This is a genomic window from Mesorhizobium sp. AR02 (assembly GCF_024746835.1).
In the GTDB taxonomy this organism is placed as follows: domain Bacteria; phylum Pseudomonadota; class Alphaproteobacteria; order Rhizobiales; family Rhizobiaceae; genus Mesorhizobium.
In genome coordinates this window covers 1,535,832-1,561,004 of record NZ_CP080531.1, presented here as the reverse complement: position 1 = coordinate 1,561,004, position 25,173 = coordinate 1,535,832, and the positions used below count along the sequence as shown (strand labels likewise).

General features: G+C 58.9%; 24 protein-coding genes and 1 pseudogene. 13 read left to right on the top strand and 12 right to left on the bottom strand.

Annotation, left to right across the window (positions count from 1 at the left end; genetic code table 11):
• Positions 1-2: 2 nt before the first annotated feature.
• On the bottom strand, positions 3-1,073 hold the full coding sequence (gene chvE / locus DBIPINDM_RS11795; protein WP_258585875.1) for a multiple monosaccharide ABC transporter substrate-binding protein: 1,071 nt from the start codon (positions 1,071-1,073) through the stop codon (positions 3-5).
• 313 nt (positions 1,074-1,386) lie between these two features.
• On the opposite strand from chvE, the gene DBIPINDM_RS11790 reads away from it, so the two are divergent.
• Positions 1,387-2,376 carry a LysR family transcriptional regulator gene (locus tag DBIPINDM_RS11790; RefSeq protein WP_258585874.1) on the top strand — a complete coding sequence of 330 codons (990 nt, stop codon included), beginning with the start codon at positions 1,387-1,389 and terminating at the stop codon, positions 2,374-2,376.
• 135 nt (positions 2,377-2,511) lie between these two features.
• On the opposite strand, the gene DBIPINDM_RS11785 is transcribed toward DBIPINDM_RS11790, so the two are convergent.
• Positions 2,512-2,775, bottom strand: a complete 264-nt coding sequence (locus tag DBIPINDM_RS11785) for a hypothetical protein (protein WP_258585873.1) — start codon at positions 2,773-2,775, stop codon at positions 2,512-2,514.
• Positions 2,776-3,109: 334 nt separating this feature from the next.
• Here DBIPINDM_RS11785 and DBIPINDM_RS11780 point away from each other — a divergent pair, with 334 nt between their 5' ends.
• The gene (locus DBIPINDM_RS11780; RefSeq protein ID WP_258585872.1) at positions 3,110-3,871 is read left to right on the top strand and encodes a Stf0 family sulfotransferase; all 762 of its coding nucleotides are present in this window, start codon (positions 3,110-3,112) and stop codon (positions 3,869-3,871) included.
• 191 nt (positions 3,872-4,062) lie between these two features.
• Here the strand turns inward: DBIPINDM_RS11780 and DBIPINDM_RS11775 are convergent, their stop codons facing one another.
• The gene (locus tag DBIPINDM_RS11775; protein ID WP_258585871.1) at positions 4,063-4,260 is read right to left on the bottom strand and encodes a hypothetical protein; all 198 of its coding nucleotides are present in this window, start codon (positions 4,258-4,260) and stop codon (positions 4,063-4,065) included.
• 152 nt (positions 4,261-4,412) lie between these two features.
• Here DBIPINDM_RS11775 and DBIPINDM_RS11770 point away from each other — a divergent pair, with 152 nt between their 5' ends.
• The 7 genes from DBIPINDM_RS11770 to DBIPINDM_RS11740 all read left to right on the top strand — a co-directional run bounded on the left by DBIPINDM_RS11770 (position 4,413) and on the right by DBIPINDM_RS11740 (position 13,117).
• A complete protein-coding gene (locus DBIPINDM_RS11770) occupies positions 4,413-6,311 on the top strand; it encodes an SIR2 family protein (protein WP_258585870.1) in 1,899 nt (632 codons plus the stop codon).
• Complete coding sequence (locus DBIPINDM_RS11765; RefSeq protein ID WP_258585869.1) at positions 6,221-6,811, top strand: hypothetical protein; 591 nt, start codon at positions 6,221-6,223, stop codon at positions 6,809-6,811. The genes DBIPINDM_RS11770 and DBIPINDM_RS11765 overlap by 91 nt, the downstream gene beginning before the upstream one ends.
• A gap of 38 nt (positions 6,812-6,849) precedes the next feature.
• On the top strand, positions 6,850-7,578 hold the full coding sequence (locus tag DBIPINDM_RS11760) for a hypothetical protein (RefSeq protein ID WP_258585868.1): 729 nt from the start codon (positions 6,850-6,852) through the stop codon (positions 7,576-7,578).
• 23 nt (positions 7,579-7,601) lie between these two features.
• Positions 7,602-8,186, top strand: coding sequence for a hypothetical protein (locus DBIPINDM_RS11755; protein WP_258585867.1), 585 nt, complete (start codon positions 7,602-7,604; stop codon positions 8,184-8,186).
• Between the two features lie 300 nt (positions 8,187-8,486).
• Positions 8,487-11,504, top strand: coding sequence for a type I restriction endonuclease subunit R (locus DBIPINDM_RS11750; RefSeq protein WP_258585866.1), 3,018 nt, complete (start codon positions 8,487-8,489; stop codon positions 11,502-11,504).
• Positions 11,494-12,339, top strand: a complete 846-nt coding sequence (locus DBIPINDM_RS11745; protein WP_258585865.1) for a hypothetical protein — start codon at positions 11,494-11,496, stop codon at positions 12,337-12,339. Before DBIPINDM_RS11750 ends, DBIPINDM_RS11745 begins: the two co-directional genes overlap by 11 nt.
• Positions 12,340-12,460: 121 nt before the next feature.
• Positions 12,461-13,117, top strand: coding sequence for a hypothetical protein (locus DBIPINDM_RS11740; protein ID WP_258585864.1), 657 nt, complete (start codon positions 12,461-12,463; stop codon positions 13,115-13,117).
• A gap of 8 nt (positions 13,118-13,125) precedes the next feature.
• On the opposite strand, the gene DBIPINDM_RS11735 is transcribed toward DBIPINDM_RS11740, so the two are convergent.
• From DBIPINDM_RS11735 to DBIPINDM_RS11720, 4 genes are read right to left on the bottom strand one after another with little or no spacing between them, the layout of a single operon-like run.
• On the bottom strand, positions 13,126-13,311 hold the full coding sequence (locus DBIPINDM_RS11735; RefSeq protein ID WP_258585863.1) for a hypothetical protein: 186 nt from the start codon (positions 13,309-13,311) through the stop codon (positions 13,126-13,128).
• Entirely contained in the window at positions 13,286-13,876 is a 591-nt protein-coding gene (locus DBIPINDM_RS11730) for a hypothetical protein (protein WP_258585862.1), read from the bottom strand. Before DBIPINDM_RS11730 ends, DBIPINDM_RS11735 begins: the two co-directional genes overlap by 26 nt.
• A complete protein-coding gene (locus DBIPINDM_RS11725; RefSeq protein ID WP_258585861.1) occupies positions 13,873-14,571 on the bottom strand; it encodes a hypothetical protein in 699 nt (232 codons plus the stop codon). The genes DBIPINDM_RS11730 and DBIPINDM_RS11725 overlap by 4 nt, the downstream gene beginning before the upstream one ends.
• Positions 14,568-15,521 carry an IS1595 family transposase gene (locus tag DBIPINDM_RS11720; RefSeq protein WP_258585860.1) on the bottom strand — a complete coding sequence of 318 codons (954 nt, stop codon included), beginning with the start codon at positions 15,519-15,521 and terminating at the stop codon, positions 14,568-14,570. The genes DBIPINDM_RS11725 and DBIPINDM_RS11720 overlap by 4 nt, the downstream gene beginning before the upstream one ends.
• Between DBIPINDM_RS11720 and DBIPINDM_RS11715 the strand changes: the two genes are divergently transcribed.
• From DBIPINDM_RS11715 to DBIPINDM_RS11705, 3 genes are read left to right on the top strand one after another with little or no spacing between them, the layout of a single operon-like run.
• Positions 15,498-16,361 (top strand): restriction endonuclease subunit S, encoded by an 864-nt coding sequence (locus tag DBIPINDM_RS11715; protein WP_318036949.1) that lies wholly within the window; start codon positions 15,498-15,500, stop codon positions 16,359-16,361. The genes DBIPINDM_RS11720 and DBIPINDM_RS11715 overlap by 24 nt on opposite strands.
• Positions 16,358-17,587 carry an AAA family ATPase gene (locus DBIPINDM_RS11710; protein ID WP_258585859.1) on the top strand — a complete coding sequence of 410 codons (1,230 nt, stop codon included), beginning with the start codon at positions 16,358-16,360 and terminating at the stop codon, positions 17,585-17,587. The genes DBIPINDM_RS11715 and DBIPINDM_RS11710 overlap by 4 nt, the downstream gene beginning before the upstream one ends.
• The gene (locus DBIPINDM_RS11705; RefSeq protein WP_258585858.1) at positions 17,584-19,332 is read left to right on the top strand and encodes a type I restriction-modification system subunit M; all 1,749 of its coding nucleotides are present in this window, start codon (positions 17,584-17,586) and stop codon (positions 19,330-19,332) included. The genes DBIPINDM_RS11710 and DBIPINDM_RS11705 overlap by 4 nt, the downstream gene beginning before the upstream one ends.
• Here the strand turns inward: DBIPINDM_RS11705 and tnpC are convergent.
• From tnpC to DBIPINDM_RS11685, 4 genes and pseudogenes are all read right to left on the bottom strand, one after another.
• The gene (gene tnpC, locus DBIPINDM_RS11700; RefSeq protein WP_258581801.1) at positions 19,263-20,834 is read right to left on the bottom strand and encodes an IS66 family transposase; all 1,572 of its coding nucleotides are present in this window, start codon (positions 20,832-20,834) and stop codon (positions 19,263-19,265) included. The genes DBIPINDM_RS11705 and tnpC overlap by 70 nt on opposite strands.
• A 54-nt stretch (positions 20,835-20,888) precedes the next feature.
• Positions 20,889-21,242 (bottom strand): IS66 family insertion sequence element accessory protein TnpB, encoded by a 354-nt coding sequence (gene tnpB, locus DBIPINDM_RS11695; protein ID WP_014761846.1) that lies wholly within the window; start codon positions 21,240-21,242, stop codon positions 20,889-20,891.
• Complete coding sequence (gene tnpA, locus DBIPINDM_RS11690; protein ID WP_258580855.1) at positions 21,223-21,696, bottom strand: IS66-like element accessory protein TnpA; 474 nt, start codon at positions 21,694-21,696, stop codon at positions 21,223-21,225. Before tnpA ends, tnpB begins: the two co-directional genes overlap by 20 nt.
• 252 nt (positions 21,697-21,948) lie before the next feature.
• A pseudogene (locus DBIPINDM_RS11685) lies at positions 21,949-23,092 on the bottom strand (IS30 family transposase).
• A gap of 122 nt (positions 23,093-23,214) precedes the next feature.
• On the opposite strand from DBIPINDM_RS11685, the gene DBIPINDM_RS11680 reads away from it, so the two are divergent.
• Positions 23,215-23,451, top strand: a complete 237-nt coding sequence (locus DBIPINDM_RS11680; protein WP_258585857.1) for a hypothetical protein — start codon at positions 23,215-23,217, stop codon at positions 23,449-23,451.
• A gap of 327 nt (positions 23,452-23,778) precedes the next feature.
• On the opposite strand, the gene DBIPINDM_RS11675 is transcribed toward DBIPINDM_RS11680, so the two are convergent.
• Positions 23,779-25,068 (bottom strand): NRAMP family divalent metal transporter, encoded by a 1,290-nt coding sequence (locus DBIPINDM_RS11675; RefSeq protein WP_258585856.1) that lies wholly within the window; start codon positions 25,066-25,068, stop codon positions 23,779-23,781.
• Positions 25,069-25,173: the final 105 nt, after the last annotated feature.

Genomic DNA, 25,173 nt, shown 5'->3' with positions numbered 1-25,173 from the left:
GATTACTTCAGGTCTTCGGCCTTGATGTAGCCGGAGTCGACGACCAGCTTCTGGTAGTTCGACTTGTCGACCTCATGCGGCGTCAACAGGATCGAGGGAACGACCTTGACGTCGTTGTTGTAGGTCTTGGTGTCGAGGCCATCCGGCTTGCCGCCCGAGAGCACCTTGTCAACCAGACCGACAGTGGCCTTGGCCAGGTCGCGGGTGTCCTTGAACACGGTCGAGTACTGCTCGCCCGTGATGATCAGCTTGACCGAGGCGGTCTCGGCGTCCTGGCCGGTCACAACAGGCCAGGGCTGAGCGGCCGTGCCGTAGCCCACGGCGCGCAGCGAGGCGGTGATGCCGCGCGACAGGCCGTCATAGGGCGACAGAACGCCATCGACGCGGCTGCCGTCCGAGTAGTTGGCCGACAACAGGTTGTCCATGCGAGCCTGGGCGGTGGCGGCGAGCCAGCGCAGCGTGCCGACCTTGTCCATACCCATCTGGCCGGACTTGATCTTGATCGAGCCGTCGTCGATCAGCGGCTGCAGGACGGAAATCGCACCATTGTAGAAGAAGAACGCGTTGTTGTCGTCGGGCGAGCCGCCGAACAGTTCGACGTTCCACGGCTTGGTGTTCGGGAAGCGCCCCTTGAGGCCCTTGACCAGCGAATTCGCCTGGATCACGCCAACGCCGAAATTGTCGAAGGTGGTGTAATAGTCGACATTGGCGGTTTTCTTGATCAGGCGGTCATAGGCGACGACGACGACGCCCGCGTCAGCGGCCTTCTGCAGCGCATCCGACAAAGTGGTGCCGTCGATCGAGGCGATGATCAGCGCCTTCGGGCCCTTGGTGATTTCGTTTTCCAGCTGGCTGAGCTGGTTGGGGATGTCGTCCTGCGCATACTGCAGGTCAACGGTGTAGCCGAGAGCCTCGAGCTGGGACTTGACGGCATCGCCGTCATTGATCCAGCGCTGCGAAGTCTTGGTCGGCATCAGCACGCCGACAAGACCCTTGTCGGCTGCGTGCGCCGAATAGGTCATGGCAGCGATGCCAAGCGCCGCGACTGCGGCCAGTGTCTTGATGATTTTCACGTAACTCTCCCTGGTTGATGGACGCGGCACCCCGGGGGTCGCGGGCCGCGCAATCGTGCAGAAGCGCCAAGGCACTGCTGCCGTCATATCGATCTCCGGTATCCTCCCATGGCCCCAAGGCGCTGATTTCAATCGATACGATTTTTATCGTCGGCGATCGTTGCGTCTCGGAACGCGCTGACGTTGCGACCCTTTTGCCATAACTGTCAAATGCGATCTTTGATGGTTGCTATACCGCAAGTGGTATATGTTATGAGCCGTGGCAGGTTGCTGGCAAATGCCAGAGGGTCGCGAGCGGAGGTGGAGAAAAACCATGGCGGCGTTGCGGAATCCGACTGGAGTTTCAAATGGTTACAGTGAGACTCCGGGCGATGGCGAAACCCTGCTGCGCAGTGGTCTCAGCCTGCGTCACATGCGCATGATCGTCGCGCTCGATGACCACGGCCGGGTGAGCGCGGCGGCGCAGGTCATGAACATTTCGCAGCCGGCGGCATCGCGCATGATCGCCGAGATGGAGGCAGTGCTCGAGGTCAAGCTGTGCGAGCGGCTGCCGCGCGGCATCACGCTGACGCCCTATGGCAAGGCGCTGGCCAGGCGCGCACGCTCGATCCTGCTGGAGATGCGCGAGGTCGATCGCGAGATTTCCGAGCTCAAGGCGGGCAAGGGCGGGTCCGTGTTTCTCGGTGCCGTGACGGCGCCGGCGATCGAGCTGGCGGTGCCGGCGATACGCGAAATCCGCCGCATCTACCCGCGCATCGAGATCACCATGCAAGTCGAGACCTCCAATGTGCTGGCGCGCGAACTGATCGCAACGCGCCATGATTTCATCATCGCGCGCATCCCCGACGACCTCAATCCGCGGCTGTTCGAATCACGTGTCATCGGCGTCGAGAAAGCCTGCCTGATCGTGCGCCGTGGCCACCCGCTCACCAGGGGCAGCGTGGTGCGGCTGGAAGACACCGCCGCCTATGACTGGGTCTTCCAATCGGGCGGCTCGCCCTTGCGCCAGGCGATGGAGAGCAATTTCCTCAACCGCAACATCGCGCTGCCGGACCGGATCCTCAATACCAGCTCGCTGCTGCTGACGCTGGTCATGGTCGCGCAATCCGACGCCATCGCGCCGGTCTCGGTGCAGGTGGCGAAATTCATCCAGAATCCCGACGGACTCGCCGGCGCCATCGACGTCGTCCAGACCGAATTCGACATCGAGGTCAGGCCTTACAGCCTGATCACGGTCAGGAATCGCGTGCTGTCGCCGGCCGCCAAGATGCTGCACGACTTCATCCTGCGCGAAGTGGGGTGATGGAACAAGAAGTGCAGTCCCGCGTTCAGGCCAATCGGCATCTCGCTGGAGCCCGTTTTGGGCGAGGGAACGAGGCGCCGATGTCAACAACTCGGGAGGTTTTTGATGGAACGTCGGTTGTTTCTCACTGGAATGCTAGGCGTTGCGGGGGCTGTGGCGTTTGCTGGAGTAGCCGGACCCGGCCGCGCGGTTGCCGGTATTCCCCAGGGCAATGGAATTCTCGATGAACTGGACAAGCCGGATCCGGCTGTCTTCAAAGGGGATGACGGGGTCGAGGTAGAGGTAGAGCAGGTCTCCCATCGTCGCTGGCATCGCCGCCATCACGGCCATCACGGAGGAAGACGGCGCCGCGGCTGGAGACGAGTTTGCCGTAGCTACTGGCGCCATGGCCGCCGCCATGTCCGCTGCTGGCGCGAGCGGGTTTGGCTCGGCGTGTGGCTGTAATCGGATTCTAGCTGACGAAAGGCCGGCCACCGCAGCGTGGCCGGTGTCGTCTCTGCACAGATGGGCAGGGTTGAAGGCTTGCGTCTTACAATCGGTGCCCGGGTTGGCACCGATCACCCAACCGTGACGGAATCGTCCGCCCCACTTAGCCTAAGATCGAATCGACGGAATCATATTAGGCGCCACTAATTGAATCGCTGTCAGGCAGAGGTGTGACCATGCCGAGGGCCCATCAAGGAGCAGAACCATCACCGGCGACACGTTTACAGACCAGGGGCGATCGGCACGCATGAAAGGTGTGGCGATACTGACCGAAGCTCGCAGCGGCTCCGAATGGCTTGGCAGTCTGGCAAACAGCACCGGGACATTGGGCCATTCGGCCGAATGGCTCGATACGGACACGTTGGGCCGCAAGCCGAAATCCTTCGACGAACTCCTGTCCGCGGTGATCCATCGGGGCGGGACCGCAAATGGCAGGTTCGCTGTAAAGCTGTTTCCGCGGCATCTTCACTGGTCGCAGGCGAAATATGGAGCCGACTTCCTCGCGGAATGCGTCCGGCGCCATGACATGGGTCTCGTCCTGCTGGAGCGGCGGGACCGTCTTCGCCAGGCGATCTCCTATTGCCGGGCGAAGACGTCGGGCCGTTGGAGAAGCACGATGGACGGCGCGGATCTGGTTCCGCAATACGACTTCGCCGGTATCTGCCAGGCCTATTTCCTGATCGAACAGAGTTATGCCTTCTGGGAGGCCTACTTGCGTCTGGCCGACCTGCCTTACGACCATTTCTTCTATGAAGATCTGCTGGACGACCCCCACCCTTACGTCGCATCGGTTGCCCGGCAGTTGTCGGTTGAAATGCCCAGCTGCGAGCTTGAGACGAATTTGCGGTTACAGCGAGACAGCCGCACCGAAGAGTGGGCCGAGCGGTTCCAGAGCGACGCCAGGTCCGGGGACCTGCTGGCACATCTCCCCAAGAAGGTGGCGCCGCGAAATATCAGCAACCTCGCCCGGTTCCTCCTCAAGAAGCAGATGCGCGTTGGCCAGGCTTAGATATGCCTGACCAATCCCGTGCCGGTTCTGCTATCCGGACAGGTTTCCAGCACCGATCAAATCAGGAGCAAAATCTCCGGCGACGAGCTGGAGCGGGTAGCGGGAATCGAACCCGCGCGTTCAGCTTGGGAAGCTCAATGTCTCTCAATAATTTCAGCGTTTTAAGTGTAAAACAAGCCCTTTAGCTGTCGTTAATTTCGTAACGAGATCAATGAGACTGTAAAACCAGAGGTGCACCATCCAGCGCCGTCCGAGCCACTCCTAAGTCCTTTCCCTCCTCCCTGTTGATCCTTTAGTGCTGATGCGCCAAGTGCATCAACGTCTTGATTGGCGCCGATTGCAGCCTGATTGCTTTCGGGAAACACAAGACCAAAGCGGTCATAGTTCATCGTCGGTGCTCCCGTGGCCTCTACGCGGCAATGATCGTTCGAGCGACGCTCTGCGCCCGTCCGGCGCCCATGTGGGCGAGGACTGCGTGTCCCACGGCCGCAAACGATCGGTGGCCCGTGGCGGATGCATGGGCGCCTGATCCAAGCTAATAGTGCGCGCATGCGCTTTCTCGCGAACGGCCCGTCAATCAATCCCAGATGATCTTCTGATCGCGCGCGATTCAGGCGATGTCATTTTCTTCTGCGGCGCCGGCGTCTCTCGCCACCGCGCCGGCCTGCCCGACTTCCTCAAGCTCGGCGGCGACGTGATCGATCTCCTTGGCGCCGGCGAGAAGAGCCTCGCTCGCAAACTGTTCCGTCGGATCAAGGAGCTCGAGCCGATCGAGGGCGTTGGCGGGCTCATCGCCACGGATCGCATCTTCAGCCTGCTCGAGCGCGAATTCGAACAACACGACGTCCATACCGCGGTGGCGCGCGCCATCAAGCCGGCCGACGATGCAGACCTGATCGCGCACAAGGCCCTGGTCGAACTTTCGCGGGGCCGAGACGGCACAGTCCGGCTGGTTACAACCAACTTCGACCTTCTGTTCGAGGCCAGTGCTCCCGGCATCGCCTGCTCCAGACCGCCTTTGGTGCCTGATCCCCAGAGCGCCGGCTTCAACGGGATAATTCACCTCCATGGTCGAGTAAATAACGACTATTCGGGGCCCGGCGATGACGAGTTTATCGTATCCAGCGCCGACTTCGGCCGAGCCTATCTGTCGGACGGCTGGGCGACGCGCTTCATGCAATCGCTTATGGCGCGCTTCCAGATCGTGTTTATAGGCTACGGCGCGGACGATCCGCCGATTCAGTATCTGCTTGAGGCGCTGAACCTGAACGCCGGCAATCGCAGCCGTCTGTTCGCATTCCAGCCTGGCAGCAACGCCGACGATGCAGCACTGTGGGAACATCGCGGCGTGCGAGCGATCCCATTCGACAACAGCCAGGGTTTCGATCCGTTATGGGATAGTCTTGCGGCTTGGGCTGAACGGGCCCGCGATGTCGATGGCTGGTACGCCAAGCTACTCGACACCGCATCCGCTGGACCAGCCGCGCTCGATCCGCATATGCGCGGGCAAGTCTCGCATGTGCTATCGACGCGGGAGGGCGCTCGGCGAGTCAGCGTCGCCGAAAAACCGCTCCAGGCGTCGTGGTTGCTGGCACTCGACCCGCGTCAGCGTTTCGAGGTGCCGGGTCCACTCAGTCCCTATGGCGAATCCAGTGAGCGAATTGACCCCTATGAGAGCTTGGCGCTTGACTTCGACACTCCGCCGCAGCCTTTAGAAGACGAAAATTATCTCCGTGAACGCGTGATCCCCGAAGGCTCATGGAACGCTTTTGCGCAAACCCGTTATGACCAGGAAGATGCGCGGGAGATGAGCTTCGGCCAGTTCTGCGGCGACCGGACGGATCTGACAGGGCCACATTGCGCGCGCCTCGGCCATCTCGGGGTCTGGTTCCAGCGTGTCGCACATCAGCCAATCGCGTTGTGGTGGGCTGCGGCACGCGGCCCGCTCCATCCGCGCATCATTGATATGATCGAAGCTTGGCTTCGCCAGGACCCGAGTCGCTGGCCGGATGACATACGAGGCGGATGGCGATTTCTGATCGCGAGCTGGTCCGACCGCCGTGAGGAGCCAAACCGAGGCTATTACGAACTCGGGAACCGGGTCACGCTCGAGGGCTGGTCGGAATCGCGCGTGCGCGAATATGCGGAGCTGTTTCGACCACGGCTCAAGGTAGATCGGAAATTCGGCGCGCCGCATCCGCTATCGTGGACCGAAACCGCCCGTCCCAATCCTCTCGTTTCCTACGACATCGAGTATCCGCATCCGCATGCGCCATCACGCGTTTCCGCGAAAATCTCGACCTCGCCCGTTCGCTGGAAACCGAAATATCTGGCTACGACTATGTCTACATGGAAACGACGCGGCCCGAGGATGGCGCCGCTCCGATTGCCTATGACAGTTACGGGCTCACCGGTCCGATTGCGCTTTTCCTGCAATTGATGGACAGGCTCGCCGAGGTCGCGCCCAATCATGCGCGGACAGAGATTGCAAACTGGCCGGCCGACGACCACCATATTTTCGGCCGACTGCGCATTTGGGCGGTGGGACAGCCAATCGTGACGCCCGGCGAGTCAGCTAATATTCTGCTCGGCTTCCCCGATGAAATATTCTGGGGCTCGGAGCATCAGCGCGACCTTCTGTACGCGCTCCGCGATCGCTGGGATGACTTCTCGGCCGAGGACAAGACCCGCGTCGAGTTGCGGCTCCGCACCACCACTTACCCTTGGTCCGATAGCGCGCCGGGCGTGAAGGCAAGAAAAAGCGCATTACCGCCTCGATCGTCTGCACTGGCTCACAAGCCAAGGCCTCGTGTTCTCGTTCGACGTCGAGTCGGAAATGTCGGCGCTGCGCTCCGTCGCAAAGGACTGGTCCGAACGCTCGGGCGCGGAAGCGGCGGCATCGCACGCACCCGTGGTGCGAAGCATCGACAAAGTGGCTGATCCGCGCGTGCTCGACCAAGTGCCAATCGGCGAAATTCTTGAACGCGCACGCCAAGCCGGCCAATCCGATAATCTTCGATTTCGTCGAGCATCGGCCTTTCGACGGTCTTGCCGAGGAGAAGCCCGCGCTAGCGTTAGCCGCCCTCCGCGATGCAGCGCGCAAGGGTGACGTCCCGGTCTCCTTTTGGTCCACCTTCCTCCGCGCCGAAAAACGCAAGACGGATCCGGCGCGCCTCCTCCGAGCGATCGGCGGGCGGCTCGCGTCCTTGCCGCCCGTCGCGCTCAGTAGCATCGCGTATCCAGTTGCCGAGTGGCTGCAGGGGCTGGACGAGCGTCTATTCGGCGAACTCGCGCCGGTATTCGATCGGCTTTGGGATCCATTAATTGCCGCACTCCCGCTGCGCGACGATGATCGCAAGCGCCGCGTGGACAGCAGCTGGGCGAACGACGCGCTGAACGCACCAGTAGGCAAGCTCGCCAGCCTGCTCATGAATGACCCCGCAAGCAAGGGTTGCGAACTCGGACAAGGCTTTCCGAACGCATGGACGAATAGGCACGAGGAACTGCTCGCATTGCCCGGTGACATGCGACGCCATGCCTTGGTCATGCTGGGATTTCAGATAACCTGGCTGGTCGCGATTGCACCCGAGTGGACCACGGCCCATCTGCTGCCTGTGGTAACGAGGAAGGCGACGACGGCGACGCGCTGTGGGACGGCATATTGTGGGCGGCGCGGGCGCCGAGCCGGGCTCTTTACGAGCACCTGAAGCCGGGGCTTCTCTCCCGTGCCATGTCGCCGATGCGTCGTCGGGCCGAGGCAAACGTCATCGCCCGGTTCCTACTGATCGGGTGGGGCGACGACCCCGATGCTGATCCACCCGAGCAGTTGGTCTCAAGCGTCGAGCTTCGCCAGATCCTTGTCGAATGCGACGACGACCTGCGTGGCCAGATCTTGTGGCATCTTGAACATTGGTCGGAGGGTCTCGAAGGCAAGTGGCGGCCGCGCCTAGTCCCGTTCCTTAAAGATGTCTGGCCGAATCACCGTGCAGTGCGAACGCCTGACATGTCGGCCCGCCTCGTCGACCTCGCCTTGGCGAGCGGAGACGTGTTCCCTCAAGTCGTGCAAGCAATTCTGCCGCGTTTGGTGCCGGTGCGCGACGGCATGCTCCGTGGTTTCATGCTCCGCTCCGACGCCGGGAATCATCCGGCGCTGATCTATCCCGCCGCCGTCCTCGACCTTCTTTGGGCAATCCTGGCAGAAGACGCAACACTTTGGCCGTATAAGATCGAAGAGCTTGTGGACGTCCTCGCGAATGCGCCTGAAACCCAAGGCGACCCGCGCCTGTCAGAGCTCCGTCGGCGGCGGGCTGGGTAACGCGGCGGCACTCAGTTCTCGGGCGTATGGCTTCAACGTCACTTGGCGGCGCTCAGTCTAACGTCTGCTTCGGTTGAGGCGCATTGCTGACCGGCAGATTTTGGCCGTATGCGGCCTGTCCGCTTGTCAATCAGGGGCTGGAAATAGCTGACAATTCCATCTTCGGCATGGCTGGAGATGGAATACCAAACCGCTGGCTGTCCAATGGCAGGCTCCACTTCTTGTCGATCTACCGCTACAAGTATCGAATCCTCGAAAGGGCGCTGTATGCCTTTGTGACGGTGGAGTGGCATTCTCACTATGAACACAACAGAAAGCGGCCTTGAGAATTCACTTGTTACAAGGCTGCAGGACCTAAAATATGAGTATCGCCCGGACATCCGCGACCGCGCCTCGCTGGAGCAGAATTTCCGGAAGAAGTTCGAAGAGCTAAATCGCGTTCGCCTTACGGACGCGGAGTTCTCTCGGCTTCTCGACGAGATCGTCACGCCCGATGTCTTCACAGCCGCTCGCACCTTGCGGGAGCGCAACAGCTTCGCTCGCGATGACGGCACGCCGCTCAACTACACCCTCGTCAACGTCAAGAACTGGTGCAAGAACACCTTCGAAGTCGTCAATCAGCTACGTATCAATACAGACAACAGCCATCATCGCTATGACGTCATAATCCTGATCAATGGTGTCCCCGCTGTTCAAGTCGAGCTAAAAACCTTCGGCATCAGCCCGCGCCGAGCTATGGAGCAGATTGTCGAATACAAGAACGACCCGGGCAACGGCTATACCAAGACGCTCCTGTGCTACCTTCAGCTTTACATTGTCAGCAACCGAGACCGCACTTTTTATTTTGCGAATAACAACTCCCGACATTTCTCCTTCAATGCCGAGGAGCGCTTTCTCCCCGTCTATGAATTCGCCGACGTAGACAACAACAAGATCGTCCATCTCGACAGCTTTGCCGAAAGCTTCCTTGCCAAGTGTACCCTTGGTCAGACCATCAGTCGCTACATGGTTTTGGTCGCGAGCGAGCAAAAGCTTCTGATGATGCGGCCATATCAGGTCTACGCAGTGAAGGCGATTGTGGACTCTATCGCTCAAGACTGTGGGAATGGCTATGTTTGGCACACCACCGGCAGCGGCAAGACGCTAACCTCCTTCAAGGCTTCAACCCTGTTGAAGGACAACCCTGACATCGAGAAATGCCTGTTCGTGGTAGACCGCAAGGATTTGGACCGGCAGACGCGCGAGGAGTTCAATAAGTTCCAAGAAGGCTGCGTTGAGGAAAACACCAACACCGCATCCCTCGTACGCCGACTCCTCTCAGACGACTATGCCGACAAGGTCATCGTCTGTACCATCCAGAAACTCGGCCTCGCGCTTGATGAGAACAGCAAGCGCAACAACCAGCAGAAGAAGGGCGGCAAGAAGAGCTTCAAGGAGCAGCTCGAGCCACTTCGCGACAAGCGCATTGCCCTGATCTTCGACGAGTGCCATCGGTCGCAGTTCGGCGAAAACCACAAGGCCATCAAGGAGTTCTTCCCTCGAGCCCAGCTCTTTGGCTTCACTGGCACGCCCATCTTCGACCAGAATTCCGCCCAGCAGAAGATCGAGGATACTCAGGCCAGCATGCAGACAACGGAAGACCTCTTCCAGCAGCGTCTTCACACCTACACGATCACGCACGCCATCGAAGATGGGAACGTCCTCCGATTCCGTGTCGACTACTTCAAGCCGCAGGGCAAAGCCGTGCCCAAGCCTGGCGAACCGCTGACGAAGCGAGCGGTCATTGATGCGATCCTAAACAAGCACGACGCGGCTACCGGTCAGCGTCGGTTCAATGCCTTGCTCGCCGCGGCGTCAATCAATGACGCCATCGAATATCACGCGCTGTTCAAGACCATGCAGGCAGCGAGGAAGGCTGCTAATCCCGACTTCCAGCCGTTGAACATCGCCTGCGTCTTCTCCCCGCCCGCCGAGGGCAATCCAGACGTGAAGCAGATCCAGGAGGATCTGCCACAGGAAAAGGAAGACAACGCTGTCGAGCCGGAGAGGAAGAAGGAGGCCCTGAAGGCGATCCTCACTGATTACAATGTCCATTACGGCACCAACCACAAGATTGGCGAGTTCGACCTTTACTACCAAGATGTGCAGAAGCGGATCAAAGACCAGCAATGGACGGATGCCGATCTGAGGAAGGCTTATCCCGATGTGCCTCACCATAAGATCGACATCACGATCGTGGTAGACATGCTGCTCACTGGGTTCGACTCCAAGTTCCTGAACACGCTCTACGTCGACAAGAAACTCAAGCATCACGGTCTGATCCAAGCCTTCTCACGCACCAACCGGGTGCTGAACGCGACCAAGCCTTACGGCAATATCCTCGACTTCCGGCAGCAGCAGGAAGCCGTCGATGCCGCTATCGCGCTCTTCTCGGGCGAGGCGGCTGCCGAAAAGGCCCGCGAAATCTGGCTGGTCGACAAGGCCCCGGTGGTCATCCAGAAACTGGAAACCGCGGTGCAAAAGCTCGACGCCTTCATGAAGTCGCAGGGCCTCGACTGCGCCCCGGAAGCCGTGCCCAACCTCAAGGGCGACGCGGCGCGCGCGGCGTTCATCGAGCATTTCAAAGAGGTCCAGCGCCTCAAGACCCAGCTTGATCAGTACACCGACTTAACCCCGGAAAACGCCGCAGCGATCGAACAGGTCTTGCCGCGCGACAACCTTCTGGGCTTCCGTGGTGCCTACCTTGAAACGGCCCAGCGCCTCAGGGGCCACAAGGGCGCGGACAAGCCGACGCAGGACGCCGACCAGCTCGATTTCGAGTTTGTCCTCTTTGCGTCTGCTGTCATCGACTACGACTACATCATGGGTCTGATCGCCCGCTATTCCGAGGCAGCCCCCGGCAAGCAGACTATGAGCCGCGAGCAGCTTATCGGCCTGATCCAGTCCGATGCCAAGTTCATGGACGAGCGTGAGGATATCGCCGCCTATATCGCCACGCTGAAGGCGGGTGAGGGTCTGAGTGAGAAGGCCATTCGCGACGGCTACAGTCGCTTTAAGGCGGAGAAGAACGCGGCAGAGCTGGCGGAAATCGCGGGAGGGCACGGGCTGACCACCGACGCGCTCCAGGGCTTTGTCGACACCATCCTGCAAAGAATGATCTTTGATGGCGAGGCGCTGACGGAACTGATGGAACCCCTCAGCCTAAACTGGAAAGCCCGGCGGATGAAGGAGTTGGAACTGATGGCTGACCTGATGCCGCTTCTTCTGAAGCGCGCCGGTGACCGCGAAATCTCGGGGCTCAGTGCCTATGAACAGTAAGTCGACGCCTGAAGCCGCTATGAGAGGCGAAAACCAGAACTTGACGCCCGAGCGGCGCTTTCCAGAGTTTCAGGAGGCTGGGGCATGGAAAACTATCTCCCTCGGCTCGGCGGCTTCAATCAGCAAGAAGAAAGTCGGGGATAATAACTGTATCCCAATGACCGTCACTTCTGGCGTTGGCCTTGTGAGTCAGATAGAAAAATTCGGGCGGATAATCGCCGGAGAGTCCTACAAGAACTACCTGCTGCTGCAGAAGGATGAATTTGCCTACAACAAGAGCGCCACCAAAGAATACCCTGAGGGATTTATTGCTCTCTACACTGGAGAAGAGCTCGCCGCTGTCCCGAATAGTATTTTCACATGCTTTCGTATCAAAGGCGAGTCTCTGTCGCCGAAGTACTTGAACCACCTGTTTCGCGGTAACCTGCATGGACAATGGCTGCGGAAGTTCATCGAAGTTGGCGCTCGCGCTCATGGTTCGCTGAGCATCAACGATCTTGACCTATTAGCCTTACCGGTACCGATCCCAGGCGGTGCGTCCTCCTTGGCGATTATGTACTTTACAAACATGCCTATCTCCGGTAGCAAAATGCAACGGTGCAACCGGAGCGATTCGATGGCTACAATCCGAAGGGGCGGCCCAGAGAAAGCAGTGAGGCCATTCGCGCCCGGTATGGGGACTGATGACCCTGAGTTTCAGAAGGTCGAGGCGCTCGACCATATCGCCAGAGCGCTTTCAGGCATCGACCACAACATTGAAGCGCTTGCCCACCATGCCAAGCTGCAGAACGACCTTCTAAGTAAAATTCTGGTAGCGATTTCAACTCGCCGATAGTTTCAGTCACGGGGCGATAGCCGGCGCACTCACTGACCGTCATCGACGCAGCAGGACGCCCCGCGCATTCAGACACTGTTTTCATTGGCGATTGAGACCTATGGCTTAGGGGAATTATGCGATGGCCAATATGCCGGGCTATTGTCCATCATGCGGTACGATTTTCGCAGCGTCCAATATTGTTGGCGGCGGTGGAAACGCACGCATTACGATGATTGGGAACGTGACCACATGCCCGAATCCCAGGTGCGGGAAGCCGGCTCGTCTCGCCGACGGTGAATTCAACATAAATGCCGATGATGTCAGTTTGGTTTCTGGACCGCCGCTTACCCGGGCAATCTTAGAACAACTTCAAGACATCGCCAGACAAGCGCAAGCAGAAGAAATAACCCCTCAAGAAGCGGTTCATAGGGCGGCTCAAATTGATCCGGCGCTGGGTCAGCTTATGAGCCGGTTCCTCCGCTTGGGATTGTCAGCCCTCGCCTTCTTAGTCCCTCTTATCGCATTGTACATCCAGCGAGAGGACAGCAAGGCCTCTGCCCAATTCTACAAAGCCGCACTTGAAGTTCTCACCCGGCAAGCGGAGGCGGCTGAAAAGACTTCAAAAGAGGTAGAGCGCAGCAATCGTATTGAGCCCAAAGGCGAGGCACCAGCCAAGGCAAAAGCCGACAAAAAGCCGGTGACGGTTAAAGGCCCATCTAAGCGCCGGCACCAAGTCAACAAAGAACGTAGGCGCAAGCTGATCGCGGAACGGAAAGACTTTCCTCGCGGGAGATAGACGGACGCTCACTTGGCGGGCCTCTTGGCCTTCGCTTTGCCTTTCGTCTTCGACTTTGGTTTCGGAGCAGGCGGCATGTGCGCGAGCTTGCCCAAGAGTGCGTCGGCAGCGGACTTGTCTTCGTCCGCGCCTATCTCGCGTGCAACACGGATGAACTCTGCGGATTGGTCAGCTTGCTTCATCTTGGCTTTCATCAAACATACCTATTTGGCCCGCAGCGGCGGCTTCTCGCTTCAGTTTGCGCGCTTCTCTCTTTGGCGCTGTCTCAGCGATTTGCTGCTGCATCTTAATCAGCTTCGCGTCGTCTGTCGAAATCTCACGTAGCTCGCCCTTGCCCTCTTCGGGCCATGTGGTCGGAACCACAAAGAAACCGGGGCCTGCCGTCCGAACATGTGCCAGGATCGTCGGCCACCAATGCAGCAACAAAGCTGCCTTCCGACACAGTTGCCAATTATCCCACTTGGGCGCGAAGAAAACGACAACCATTCCTTCGTCCACGAGCGCCAGACGCTCGTGGGGGACGGAGGACATCTTGACGTCACCCGATATGATAATGCGCCCACCTGCCGCCGCGTATCGCCTAATCCAAGGGACGTCGCTCTTGCGCCGATAATCTGGGTCTTCAGGCTTTGGCGTGTAGTCCTTTACGCTCTTGATTTCCACGCCTTGCACTAGGTGTTTCAGGCTGCGTTCTTTGTGGAAAAGCGTGAAGACCCGCACCATGGCGGCTGGCATATTTTCATCAAAGGCGACCTTCAAGCCGCCTGCCGCAAGTCAGCTTCGAAGCGCACGGCCTCGCTAACTTGCTTTTCGGGCACTTCGAACTGATCCGCCACCACGCTTACGCTTCCCTCTACCTTGACGGCATGGGCAAGTCTCTCTGTCGGTATATGGCTTTCCTGAAGAATTGGCCGGCCAAAAGAGAAGCGAGGATGAACGATGACGTTCGGTGCGATTTCCTTTCGAGGGTACCAAGCGACCATGTTGCCCGCAGGATCGAATACAACGTCCTCTTTTAGGGACGGCATAACGATAATCGGCATCTCGAAGTTCTTGGTTTTCAGATCCTCATAAATGAGTTCGATACCGTGCCTTCGGGTTATGGCCGCTACGATTTTCCTACCATCGGTATGAAACACAATGTTGTTCGCGAACGGATGCGGATGAGCAAGAGTGACCTTTACCTCTTGCAAGATGGAACGGATTTCATTCAGGCGAACTCCACCGTTGGCAAACTTCGCGACAAAGCGAAGTTCCATCAAATTGGTGAAATTGACTGCAACCTTGCCATTCACCAGCCCAAGCTGGTTTTCGATGACTGGCTGCTGGCGCCCCTTCTTGCCGTTCACCCAAATCCGCACGTCCGCTTGCGGCGCCTCGACTAATTCTGCGGTTTCAGGAACCGTGAATATGCCGCCGCCTAGCAGGTCGGGTTTGCGAGGATCGAACGTCACGAGACGCCTGCCGACGAGTCCCGGTATTTCAGACGCTTTCCAACGATGCCAGCCATGGCCTTCATCGTCCTGTTATTGTCATCAACGCCAAGCGCGATGCGGTTGCTGTAGCGGAAATCGAACTCTGCCAGATAGCGGTGCAAGTGCTGCTCACCGCAATGCTGATAGATGCCCTTCATGCCGCGCTTGAAGATGCTGTAGAAGCCTTCAACGGTGTTGGTCGTGACCTTGATGTTTTCGCCAGCGGCATTGGTTTCGTTGCGAACGTATTCCCGATCAACGTGCTTCACCACTTTATGGGACGCAAACTCACGCCCAACACGGGTGAAATGATTTGCTTCGTCGGTCATCAATCCCGTTTGCTTGTCGATGTTGACCCGAACAATCGGGATGACCCGGGCAACGGTCGCGCTGTCCACATGGAAGGAACGAGCGGTGCCGCCGCGCTCTACCAGAGTCAGAACGGTGTTCTTGTGACTGCCACCGCCAGTGCGGACGGGCTGACCCTTCAGGCGCCCAATGTAGGTTTCGTCAACTTCGACGGTCTTGCCTTCACCACCCATTGGGGACAGCACGCCGTCGCGCATAGCCTCGCGCAAGCGATGGAACATGAACCATGCCGTCTTGTACTGGACCTGCAAAGTCCGGTGCAATTGATGGGCGCTGATACCCTTCTTGCTGGACGCGAGCAGGTGCGCAGCCTGCCACCACTTATGCAGCGGCACATGGCTGGACTCGAACACCGTTCCAACCTTGACCGTGAATTGCTTCTTGCACTCCAAGCAGCGACGAAGGCCGGTGCGAGCGGTTGCGCCAGTGACACGGGTAATGCGCGTCTGCTCGCAGTTTCCGCACTTGGGGCAAACCGGACCTTCCGGCCAAACAATCGCCTCCAGCCGCTCGAAAGCAGCTTCTTCGTTGTGGAAATGTGGTTCGGAAAGGACGCTCATAACCCGGAATCCTATTGTGGATTCAAGGTATCAAACTTCGCCGTGTTTGTAAAGTACATAATCGCCTCCTCCTTGTTAGAACAACAGAAGATCGCAGACTGTCTGGCCTCTGCGGACGCGCTGATTGAGGTGCAGGGGTGGAAAGTGGAGTCGCTGAAGGCCCACAAGAAGGGGCTGATGCGGCAGATTTTCCCCCTGAAAGGCGAAACACAGCCCCGTCTCCGCTTCCCCGAGTTCCGGGGCGCGAGGGAATGGAGTTTTGATGCTCTGGGAAACCTATTCGATACCTCCTCAGGCGGCACTCCGGACCGTACAAATAAAGAGTATTGGAATGGGTCTATCCCTTGGATTACTACGTCCCTAGTAAACTTCAACATCATCACTGAGGCTGAGGAGTACATCTCCGATGACGGGCTAAGGAACTCCTCTGCGAAAGTTTTCTCTAAACAAACAATATTGATGGCTATGTATGGTCAAGGAAAGACGCGCGGCCAAGTTGCAATGTTAGGAGTCAAGGCGGCCACTAATCAGGCTTGTGCCGCTATCTTACCGCGAAAAGGTATCGATCCGAATTTCGTCTTCCTGAACTTGGGCAGCCGCTATGAAGAATTGCGTGGTTTGAGTAATAGTGGCGGTCAAGAGAACTTGAGCCAGGGGCTGATTAAGGGGCTTCAGTTTTCATTCCCCAATGACTATGCCGAGCAACAGCGTATCGCAGACTGCCTCACCTCCCTAGACGACCTAATCGCCACCGAGAGCCAAAAGCTCGGAGCCCTCAAGACCCACAAGAAGGGGCTAATGCAGCAGCTTTTCCCGTCGGTCGCGGAGGCTGACGCATGACTGCTTATAAAACCCTGAAGACTCTGGTGGCCAGACTTCGTGACGATTTGAACAATCCAACGAAGCCAGTGTCGCTGGTCATGATTTACGCCTACAACCGCACCGGCAAGACACGTTTGTCGATGGAGTTCAAGAATGCGGGGAAGCGCAAGAACAAGAAGAACCCGACCGGGACGCCCGACACCATCTATTTCAACGCCTTCACCGAAGATCTGTTCGTCTGGGAGAACGACCTGGAAGGTGACAGCGTTCGCCGTCTTCAGCTGAACGAGAAGTCTTCTTTCTTCAATGCGATGACCGAGCTCGCGCTGGACGAGACGATTGCCCAGTATCTGTCCCGATACGCCGACTTCGATTTCGACTTCACCTACAAGGAGGTTGAGCAGGGCGAGGAGAAGCTCTTCAAGCCGGATTTCGTGAGCTTCCGAAAGGGCGATCAGACCAACATCAAGGTTTCACGGGGTGAGCAGAACATCTTCATCTGGTGCGTCTTCATGGCTATCTGCGAACGGATGCTTGATGGGCATGAATCCTATCAGGGGAAGAAATACCTCTACATAGATGACCCCATCTCGTCACTGGATGACAACAACGCAATCTCCGTCGCCTGCGACCTGGCCAAGCTCCTCCGTCGGGCGGCCACGCGGAAGGACGGCACCGGTGCGCCCGCCCCGATCAAGGTGATTTTCTCTTCCCACCACGCGCTGTTCTTCAACGTCATGTGCAACGAATTTGGCCGGAAGGTCGATGACTCGCCGACAATTGAGCACAGACGCTATTTCCTGCACCGCCCAAGCGGCGACAGCACCTACACGCTTCAAGCGACAACGGATACGCCCTTTTTCCACCATGTCGCGACGCTCGCCGAACTGCAGCGCGCCGCCGATCCGATCAAGGGAAAGCTCTACACCTTTCACTTCAACGCCCTGCGCAGCATCATGGAGAAGACGGCTTCCTTCTTCGGGCATTCGAGCATGGCCTTCTGCCTGAAGTCGCTAGACAACGAGGAAGACAGGGTGCTCTTCAACCGGGCTCTTAATCTGCTGAGCCACGGCGCCTATGCCATCCATGAGCCGACAGAAATGGGCGAGGACAACAAGGAACTTTTCCGCCGCATCCTAAGGCAATTCATCACACGATTTGATTTCGCCCTGCCTGATGTTGTACCCGCCCCGCCTGCGGCAAGAGTCCCAGCGCCCACTCCCCAGGAAGTACCCGCACAATGAACGACCAACTCCAAAAGCAACTGGGCAAGACGCTCTGGAACATCGCCGACCAGTTGCGCGGCGCTATGAATGCGGACGATTTTCGCGACTACATGCTGTCCTTTCTCTTCCTCCGCTACCTCTCCTATAACTACGAGGCGGCCGCGAAGAGGGAACTGGGATCGGACTACCCCGATCTGCCGGACGACGTGCTGAAGCGCTCTGGTGCCAGCACCCCCTTGCAGGCATGGTACGAGGAGAATCCGAACGACGTGACGGAGTTCGAAAAGCAGATGCGCCGCAAGGTGCATTACGTGATCCAGCCGCCCTATCTGTGGAACAATATCGCCAATCTGGCCCGCACTCAGAGCGATGAACTGCTGCTGACGCTGTACGAAGGCTTCAAGTACATCGAAAACGAGTCCTTCCAGAGCACTTTCAGCGGCTTGTTCTCGGAAATCAACCTTTACTCGGAAAAGCTGGGCAAGACCCAAACCGAGAAGAACAAGAAGCTCTGTGCCATCATCGCCGAGATTGCGAGGGGGCTGGCGAAATTCTCCTCCGAAGTCGATAACCTAGGCGATGCCTATGAATATCTCATCGGCCAGTTTGCCGCCGGTTCCGGCAAGAAGGCCGGCGAGTTCTACACCCCGCAGCAGATTTCGGACATTCTGTCGTCGATCGTGACCTTGGACAGCCATGAACCGGCGACGGGCAAGAAGGACCGGCTCGCCAGCGTTCTGGACTTTGCCTGCGGATCTGGGTCGCTGTTGCTCAACGTTCGGAAGCGCATGGGGCCCCATGGCATCGGCAAGATTTACGGGCAAGAGAGCAACATCACGACCTACAATCTGGCCCGCATGAACATGCTGCTGCATGGGGTGAAGGACACCGAGTTCGAGATATTTCACGGCGACACCCTAGCCAATGACTGGGACATGCTGCGGGAGATGAACCCCGCGAAGAAGCCCGCGTTCGATGCCATCGTGGCAAATCCGCCCTTCAGCTTGCGGTGGGAGCCCACCGACGCGATGGGCGACGATGTGCGATTCAAGAATTATGGGCTCGCGCCCAAGTCGGCGGCCGACTTCTCTTTCCTCTTGCACGGCTTCCACTATCTGAAGGATGAGGGCGTGATGGCCATCATCCTTCCTCACGGAGTGCTATTCAGAGGTGGGGCAGAAGAGCGAATCCGCACGAAGCTGCTGAAGGATGGCCATATCGACACCGTCATCGGCTTGCCCGCGAACCTGTTTTATTCGACTGGCATCCCGGTCTGCATCCTTGTGCTCAAGAAGTGCAAGAAGCCCGACGACGTGCTCTTCATCAACGCAGCCGGACTTGAGCATTTTGACAAGGGGAAGCGTCAGAACCAACTTGCAGAGAAGCACATCAATAAGATCGTCGAAACGTACCAGTTCCGGAAGGAAGAGGACCGCTACTCCAAGCGCGTCAGCATGGAGCGGATCGCCGAGGAAGGCTACAACCTCAATATCTCCCGATACATCAGCACGACCGAGCAGGAGCTCGATATTGATCTGCTGGCTACTCATGAAGAGTTGGTCGCTGTCGAGAAGCGGATTCGCGAAGCGACAGCGAAGCACAATGCATTCTTGCGGGAACTTGGTAAGCGCTCATTTCCCCGCACATTGACGGCCCTTGCAACAACTGATCGCTTTCAGACGGACGCGTCGGGTCAGGCTGCGGCGGCTTTGAGGAAGTTGAAGGGCAGGAGATCGTCGATAGCCACGTTCTCGGGGCGCTGAGGCAGTTCAGTGAGGACGTGGCGCAACCACGCTAACGGCTCGACGCCACAGGCGCGGCAGGTTAACATCAGGCTGTAGACGATGGCGCTGGCCTTGGCTCCGTCGACAGTATCGCTGAACAACCAACTCTTCCTGCCAGTTGCAAAAATCCTGATGTCGCGCTCCAGAAGATTGTTGTCGATCGGCATGCTGCCGTCCTCGGTGTAACGCGTCAGATATCCCCATTGGTTCAGGGTGTAGGAGACGGCGTCGCCGAGCTTGCTGTCCGGCAAGACTTTTGGGGCGATGTCGTCGAGCCATGCCTTGAGAGCATGGAGGATGGGGACACTATGTTGCTGGCGGAAGCGGCGAATGCAGTGATCTCGCGTTTCGCCGTCATCGGGGATTTCGTTCCGCGCCTGCCTTTCAACTCGGTAGAGCTGTTCGAAGAACCGGAGTGCCTGTTCCGGCGGCCCGCCGCCTTTCTTCCTCGCCTTTAGGGCATCGACGAAGCGCCGCCTGGAATGGGCCATGCATCCAAGATGCGTTGCCCCTTCCAGCGTGCGCCAGGCGGAATAGCCGTCGCTCATCACGATGCCGCGGTAATCGCCGAGGAAGGCCTGCGGGTGTATCTGGCCGCGGCCCGGCTGATATTCGAGCAGCACGATCGGCTCGTCACTGTCCTGGCCGCTCCGGTATGCCCACATGTACGAGGTGCTGGCGGCCTCTCTGTCCATTTCCTTCAGCACCTGGACCGTGGTCTCGTCACCATGGATGAGGGGCTGCGATCTGAGCCGCAGCTTCAGCGCGTCATAGATGCGGGAGAGATGCTTTTCGCTCGAGCCGATCACCCAGTGGCCCAGAGCGCCTCGGCTGACAGGAACGCCGGCGCGCTCGAATGCCTGCGCCAGGCGGTAGAGCGGTGTGCCGTCGACATACTTATGAACGAGCGCGAAGGCCAGCGTCGAGGCCGTAGCGATGCTGCCCGGCAAAGGTTGCGTGGGCATCGGCGCGGTCACGACCGGCGTGCTGATCCCGGTGCGGTCGCAATGACGGCAAGCATATTTGAACCGCACATTCTGCAGGACCTTCGCCTTCACCTCGATATGAAGTTGCTCGGTAACGGTCTCGCCCATGCGATGCATCTGGTGACGGCAGCAAGGACAAGCCTTCTGGGCGTCGGGAAGGTCATACTCGACACGCTCGCGCGGCAGGTTTTCCGGCAAGGCCTTGCGGCCGCGCTTCTTTCCCGTCGCCCCTTCGCTCGCCGGCAAGCCCGTGTCCGGCAGGACAACGACATCGCCATCTTCGTTGTCGGCGGCGTCCTCATCCGCGGCCTGTTCGGCTTCATTGAAGAGGCGGTCAATGTGTTTTTCACTGCGCGGCGCAAAACGATGCAGTCGTGCAAGCGCCAGCTCTTCCTCGAGTTTGACGACGCGTTCGGTGAGTTGACGGTTCTCCGCCCGAAGCGCAGCAATACGCGCCATCAACTCTTCAACAGTCGGTTCGCCGGGTCGATTCATCAGATTCTTGAATCGAAAGCATGCCGGCGCGTCAATCGCTCAATTCGAGAGCCCTCAACCGGCAACCTGATATTGCCGCACCGGATGGCGGACCATCGCATCGATATCGATGCCGTCGAGGATCCAGTGCAATTGCTCGGTCGTAAGCGTGACCACCGCTGCCTCCCGGCGCGGCCACCGGAACTTGTCCTCGGTCAGCCGCTTCAGGACCAGCACGAAGCCGGACCGGTCAAAGAACAAGAGCTTCATCCGGTCGCGACGGCGATTGCAGAAGGCAAAAACCGCTGGAGCAAACGGATCGAGCGCCATCGTCTCTTGGACCAGAACCGCAAGGCTGTTGATGCCGGCCCGGAAGTCGATCGGCTCGCGGTGCAGGTAGACTTTCAGGTCAGCGCCCAGTCTGAACATGACCCAGTGCTCCGATGGTCGCCGTCAATGCATCCACATCACCGCATTCCAGCGTCAACTTCACGCCGTTCGGCAGTGACGCGCTCACCTTGGCTGGAGAGGAAAAAAGCGCAGCCCTTTTGGCTTCCGACCCATGCACTTCATCACAGGTCGCCGGCAAATCCACCGCAGCCATGCTGCTCTGTCGCAGCAAGACCCGATCGGAAGTGCTTTCAATCTGAACCGGGATGAACGCCGGTGATGAGGACGGCGGGAGGGACTGGGTCTCAGTGCGCTTCTTTATCCACTTCCGAAGAAGGTTCGCATTGACCCCATGTTCGAGCGCAAGCCTCGATACCGACACGCCAGGCTCAAGGCAGGCCGAGACAAGACGGTCCTTCGATGCAGGGTCGTATCGGCGTCGCCCGTTCCGACCAACAAGCCTTACCTGCAATTTCTGATCATCTTCTTCCATCACAAGGTGTCCACCTATTTGGGTGGACACCTCATGCATCAGAGCACTCAACAGCAAAAGGTGCGGGGAAATTCGCGCTTACAGAACTTGGGCTTCCAGTTTTGCCGCTCTCAGAAGGATGATGTGGGGCTTGTAGCCAACTAACCGGCGGCGCCCCGGGCGCACTTTGAGAAACGGCCAATTTCAACGTCCGCTTTCGGTCAACATTGACGTTCGCCCGAATGGCGGGAATGAGGCGGTGGGTTCAACCGGTCATCGCAACACCTTCTGTAGCCTATCGGCCGGCGTTTCGAAGTCCAAGGTTTTTCGGGGTCGCTCATTGAGCCGCAGGGCGACGGCGTTGAGTTGGGCCTGCGAGACATGGGAGAGGTTGGTTTCTCTCGGGAAGTACTGCCTGAGCAGACCGTTGGTATTTTCGTTGCTGCCGTGCTGCCAGGGACTTCGCGGATCGCAGAAGTAGACCTGTAGATCGGTTGCAACGGTGAAGCTCTTGTGCCGAGCCATCTCCTTGCCCTGGTCCCAAGTTAGCGAGCGCCGCAACTCTTCGGGCAATGTGCCGATCGTCTGGGCAAGGGCCGCCACGACGGTGGCCGAGTCCCTCCTCGCCACCTTTACAAGCATACCGGTTGTGTCGCTCGACGAGGGTGGCGATGTGCGTGTCGTTCGCCCCGGTGAGCAGATCACCCTCCCAATGGCCTGGGAGGGCGCGATCCTCAGCCTCGGCGGGGCGCTCGCGGATGGAGATCATATCGAGTATTTGTCCTTGCCCCGTCCGGCTCTGTGCGCCTTTGGCGAGCCGCATCTGTCGTTTGGTACGCAGGTGCGCTGTTAGTTCCTTCTTGAGCACCCCTCGCGACTGGATGAATAGACTGCGATAGATCACTTCATGAGATATCCGCATGCTTGGATCGCCTGGGTACTCTCGCCTCAGCCAGCCCGCTATCTGCTCCGGGGACCATTGCAACGCCAGCTTTTGCGCCACCCGCCATCGTAGCCGCCCGGAGCATGCCAGCCGACACTGCTTCGGGCGCAGCGCTCTCTCCCAAGCATGCTTGTCGGCCCGGGTTGCACGATACGCTTGTGCGCCGCCATTGCGCGAGATCTCGCGACATATTGTCGATGGGGATCGCCCGAGACTTCGTGCAATAGCGCGGATCGCAAGACCCGCCGCGATCCCGCGAGAGATCTCTTCGCGCTCCGCCAGCCCGAGCGCCAAGGCCGCTCTACGCCTAGCTGACGGAGCAATGCCGCCGCGTAAGGATACGATCCGCTGAACGCCGGTCTTGTTCCGGCGGTCAAGTGCCCGCGAGATCGACGAAATGCTCTGACCTCGCTTCCATCGCTCCCAAAGCTCGGCCTTCTGCGCTGACGTAAACCAGATCCGTGACGTCACCATGCAACACCTCTTAATCCTCTCAGATTAAAGCGTGTTGCGATGACCGGTTGAACCCACCGGCGCATAGCGGACGTTCGCGTAGACCGCGCCGGCTTAGTTACGTCGCCTGGGGGTATACCCTGATGTGGCTGCCAAGCTTTTGCACGATGAACCAGATGGAAAAACGGCCCTACGTACCGACTGAAATCCACGTGGCAACAATCAGACGAGCGCTGCAAGCTCGGAATCCTAACAATCCAGAGACCGAAGGTCGGCTGGATATCGCCCTCGGCCGTCAGGCAGCGGATGCGGTCGTCAATACCATCGACGCGATCCGTTCGATGCTGTCGGCAAATGAACCTAACGGGGAGCGTGCCTAGTCCGCGGGTTGGGTGCGCTCGGCGATGGCGAACGCCTGCAGGTTCCGAACCTGTCCTGATCCGCGTTGGAAATAATCGAGAAAAAGGCCGCCCTGGCGATATCCTTCTTCGAGACCTTTGGGTGCTCCTTCCTAGTAGCCTTAAAAAGCTGCTTGGGAGACCCGTCCGGCGTCACCACCCTCATGAGGGTGTCCCGCCGGCAGGGCGCGACGGGGGCCATAGTTGTGGGAGGACGACGCGTTTTGGCGTTGCGGCTTCAGTATCGCCATGTTTCGACGGCGATGTGACACTGGCCACCGGCACCCTCTAAGACTGCAAGAGGGGTGGCTACAGGACGATCTGGACAATCATGACCACTGCCGCCGCTGCCATCACGGCAGTCGCAAGCCAGCCGATCAGGCGCATCGCCAGCGGCACGGTCACTTCACCCATGACGTCGCTGCGCGCCGTCATCAGCATCATCACCGCCATCACCGGCACAGCGACGACGCCGTTGACCACGGCGCTCCAGTAAAGTGCCTTGATGGGATTGATGGGCGTGAAGTTGAGGCACGCGCCGATCAGCGTGGCGATGGCGATCGTGGCGTAGAACGCCTTTGCCTGTAGCGGCTTGCGTTCAAGGCCGACCGGCCACTTGCGGGCCTCGCCGAGCGCGTACCCGGCCGAACCGGCGAGGACCGGGATGGCCAGTAGCCCGGTCCCAATAACGCCGAGGGCGAAGATGGCGAAGGCGAACACGCCGGCGACCGGCCGGAGTGCTTCAGCAGCCTGGCTGGTGGATTCGATATCCGTGGTGCCATTGGCATGAAGGGTGGCGCCGGCCGTGATCATGATCGCGAGGGCGACAATGTTGGAAAACGCCATACCGACGTAAGTGTCCAGCCGGATGCGCTGGATCGCGTTTTCGGCCTGTTCCGGTGCTTGCTTTAAAGGCTCGCGCTTGGGCTTGGCCTTCTGGTCTTCAACCTCCTGTGAAGCCTGCCAGAAGAACAGGTAGGGGCTGATGGTCGTGCCGAATATTGCGACGACCGCTGTCCAGAACTGCGCATCGAGCGAGAACCGGGGAATGAAAAGGCCTTTGGCCACCTCGCCCCACGGCACGTGAACAAACAGAACCGTGCCGAAATAGGCGAACAGGGACAGTGTCAGCCACTTCAGGACCGAAACGTAACGGCTGTATTTGAGGAAGATCTGCAGTGCGACCGAGACGGCGCCGAAAAGCACGACGTAAAGGAGCTCCGGGCCGCCGATAATGAGCTTCAGGGCATCGCCCATGGCACCGAGATCTGCGCCAATGTTGATGGTGTTGGCAACAAGCAGCAGCACCACCACGGCCTGCAGCAGCCAATTCGGGTAATACTCCCGCATGTTGCCGGCGATGCCGCGCCCGGTGGTGCGGCCGATGCGGGCGCTGATTTCCTGGACGACCGACATCAGCGGATAGCTGAAGAGCATGGTCCAGGTGAGCCCGAAGCCAAACTGCGCGCCGGTCTGCGAATAGGTGGCGATGCCGCTCGGATCATCGTCGGAAGCGCCCGTGATCAGCCCCGGGCCGAGCACGTCGAGCAGCCGTGGCTTTGATGTTCCAACCACTGGATTTGCCGATTTGGTATTCATGTTGACGCCTCCCCTGCCCCAATCGCGGTATTAACTCGCCATATTGACAAAAGCTCCCTCACAGCCTGCCATAATACCATTTGCAGAAAATCAGCGCAGAACCGG

What these genes read in the sequence shown, in the direction of transcription:
- DBIPINDM_RS11715 (WP_318036949.1), top strand. Translation starts at nt 15,498, where the DNA reads ATGTGGTTCGGAAAGGACGCTCATAACCCGGAATCCTATTGTGGATTC.
- DBIPINDM_RS11740 (WP_258585864.1), top strand. Translation starts at nt 12,461, where the DNA reads ATGGCCAATATGCCGGGCTATTGTCCATCATGCGGTACGATTTTCGCA.
- tnpB (WP_014761846.1), bottom strand. Translation starts at nt 21,242, where the DNA reads ATGTTCAGACTGGGCGCTGACCTGAAAGTCTACCTGCACCGCGAGCCG.
- DBIPINDM_RS11675 (WP_258585856.1), bottom strand. Translation starts at nt 25,068, where the DNA reads ATGAATACCAAATCGGCAAATCCAGTGGTTGGAACATCAAAGCCACGG.
- DBIPINDM_RS11735 (WP_258585863.1), bottom strand. Translation starts at nt 13,311, where the DNA reads ATGAAAGCCAAGATGAAGCAAGCTGACCAATCCGCAGAGTTCATCCGT.
- DBIPINDM_RS11680 (WP_258585857.1), top strand. Translation starts at nt 23,215, where the DNA reads ATGTGGCTGCCAAGCTTTTGCACGATGAACCAGATGGAAAAACGGCCC.
- tnpA (WP_258580855.1), bottom strand. Translation starts at nt 21,696, where the DNA reads ATGGAAGAAGATGATCAGAAATTGCAGGTAAGGCTTGTTGGTCGGAAC.
- DBIPINDM_RS11785 (WP_258585873.1), bottom strand. Translation starts at nt 2,775, where the DNA reads ATGGCGGCGGCCATGGCGCCAGTAGCTACGGCAAACTCGTCTCCAGCC.
- DBIPINDM_RS11755 (WP_258585867.1), top strand. Translation starts at nt 7,602, where the DNA reads ATGTCGCCGATGCGTCGTCGGGCCGAGGCAAACGTCATCGCCCGGTTC.
- DBIPINDM_RS11780 (WP_258585872.1), top strand. Translation starts at nt 3,110, where the DNA reads ATGAAAGGTGTGGCGATACTGACCGAAGCTCGCAGCGGCTCCGAATGG.
- DBIPINDM_RS11710 (WP_258585859.1), top strand. Translation starts at nt 16,358, where the DNA reads ATGACTGCTTATAAAACCCTGAAGACTCTGGTGGCCAGACTTCGTGAC.
- DBIPINDM_RS11750 (WP_258585866.1), top strand. Translation starts at nt 8,487, where the DNA reads ATGAACACAACAGAAAGCGGCCTTGAGAATTCACTTGTTACAAGGCTG.
- DBIPINDM_RS11765 (WP_258585869.1), top strand. Translation starts at nt 6,221, where the DNA reads ATGGAAACGACGCGGCCCGAGGATGGCGCCGCTCCGATTGCCTATGAC.
- DBIPINDM_RS11705 (WP_258585858.1), top strand. Translation starts at nt 17,584, where the DNA reads ATGAACGACCAACTCCAAAAGCAACTGGGCAAGACGCTCTGGAACATC.
- tnpC (WP_258581801.1), bottom strand. Translation starts at nt 20,834, where the DNA reads ATGAATCGACCCGGCGAACCGACTGTTGAAGAGTTGATGGCGCGTATT.
- DBIPINDM_RS11745 (WP_258585865.1), top strand. Translation starts at nt 11,494, where the DNA reads ATGAACAGTAAGTCGACGCCTGAAGCCGCTATGAGAGGCGAAAACCAG.
- DBIPINDM_RS11775 (WP_258585871.1), bottom strand. Translation starts at nt 4,260, where the DNA reads ATGAACTATGACCGCTTTGGTCTTGTGTTTCCCGAAAGCAATCAGGCT.
- DBIPINDM_RS11720 (WP_258585860.1), bottom strand. Translation starts at nt 15,521, where the DNA reads ATGAGCGTCCTTTCCGAACCACATTTCCACAACGAAGAAGCTGCTTTC.
- DBIPINDM_RS11790 (WP_258585874.1), top strand. Translation starts at nt 1,387, where the DNA reads ATGGCGGCGTTGCGGAATCCGACTGGAGTTTCAAATGGTTACAGTGAG.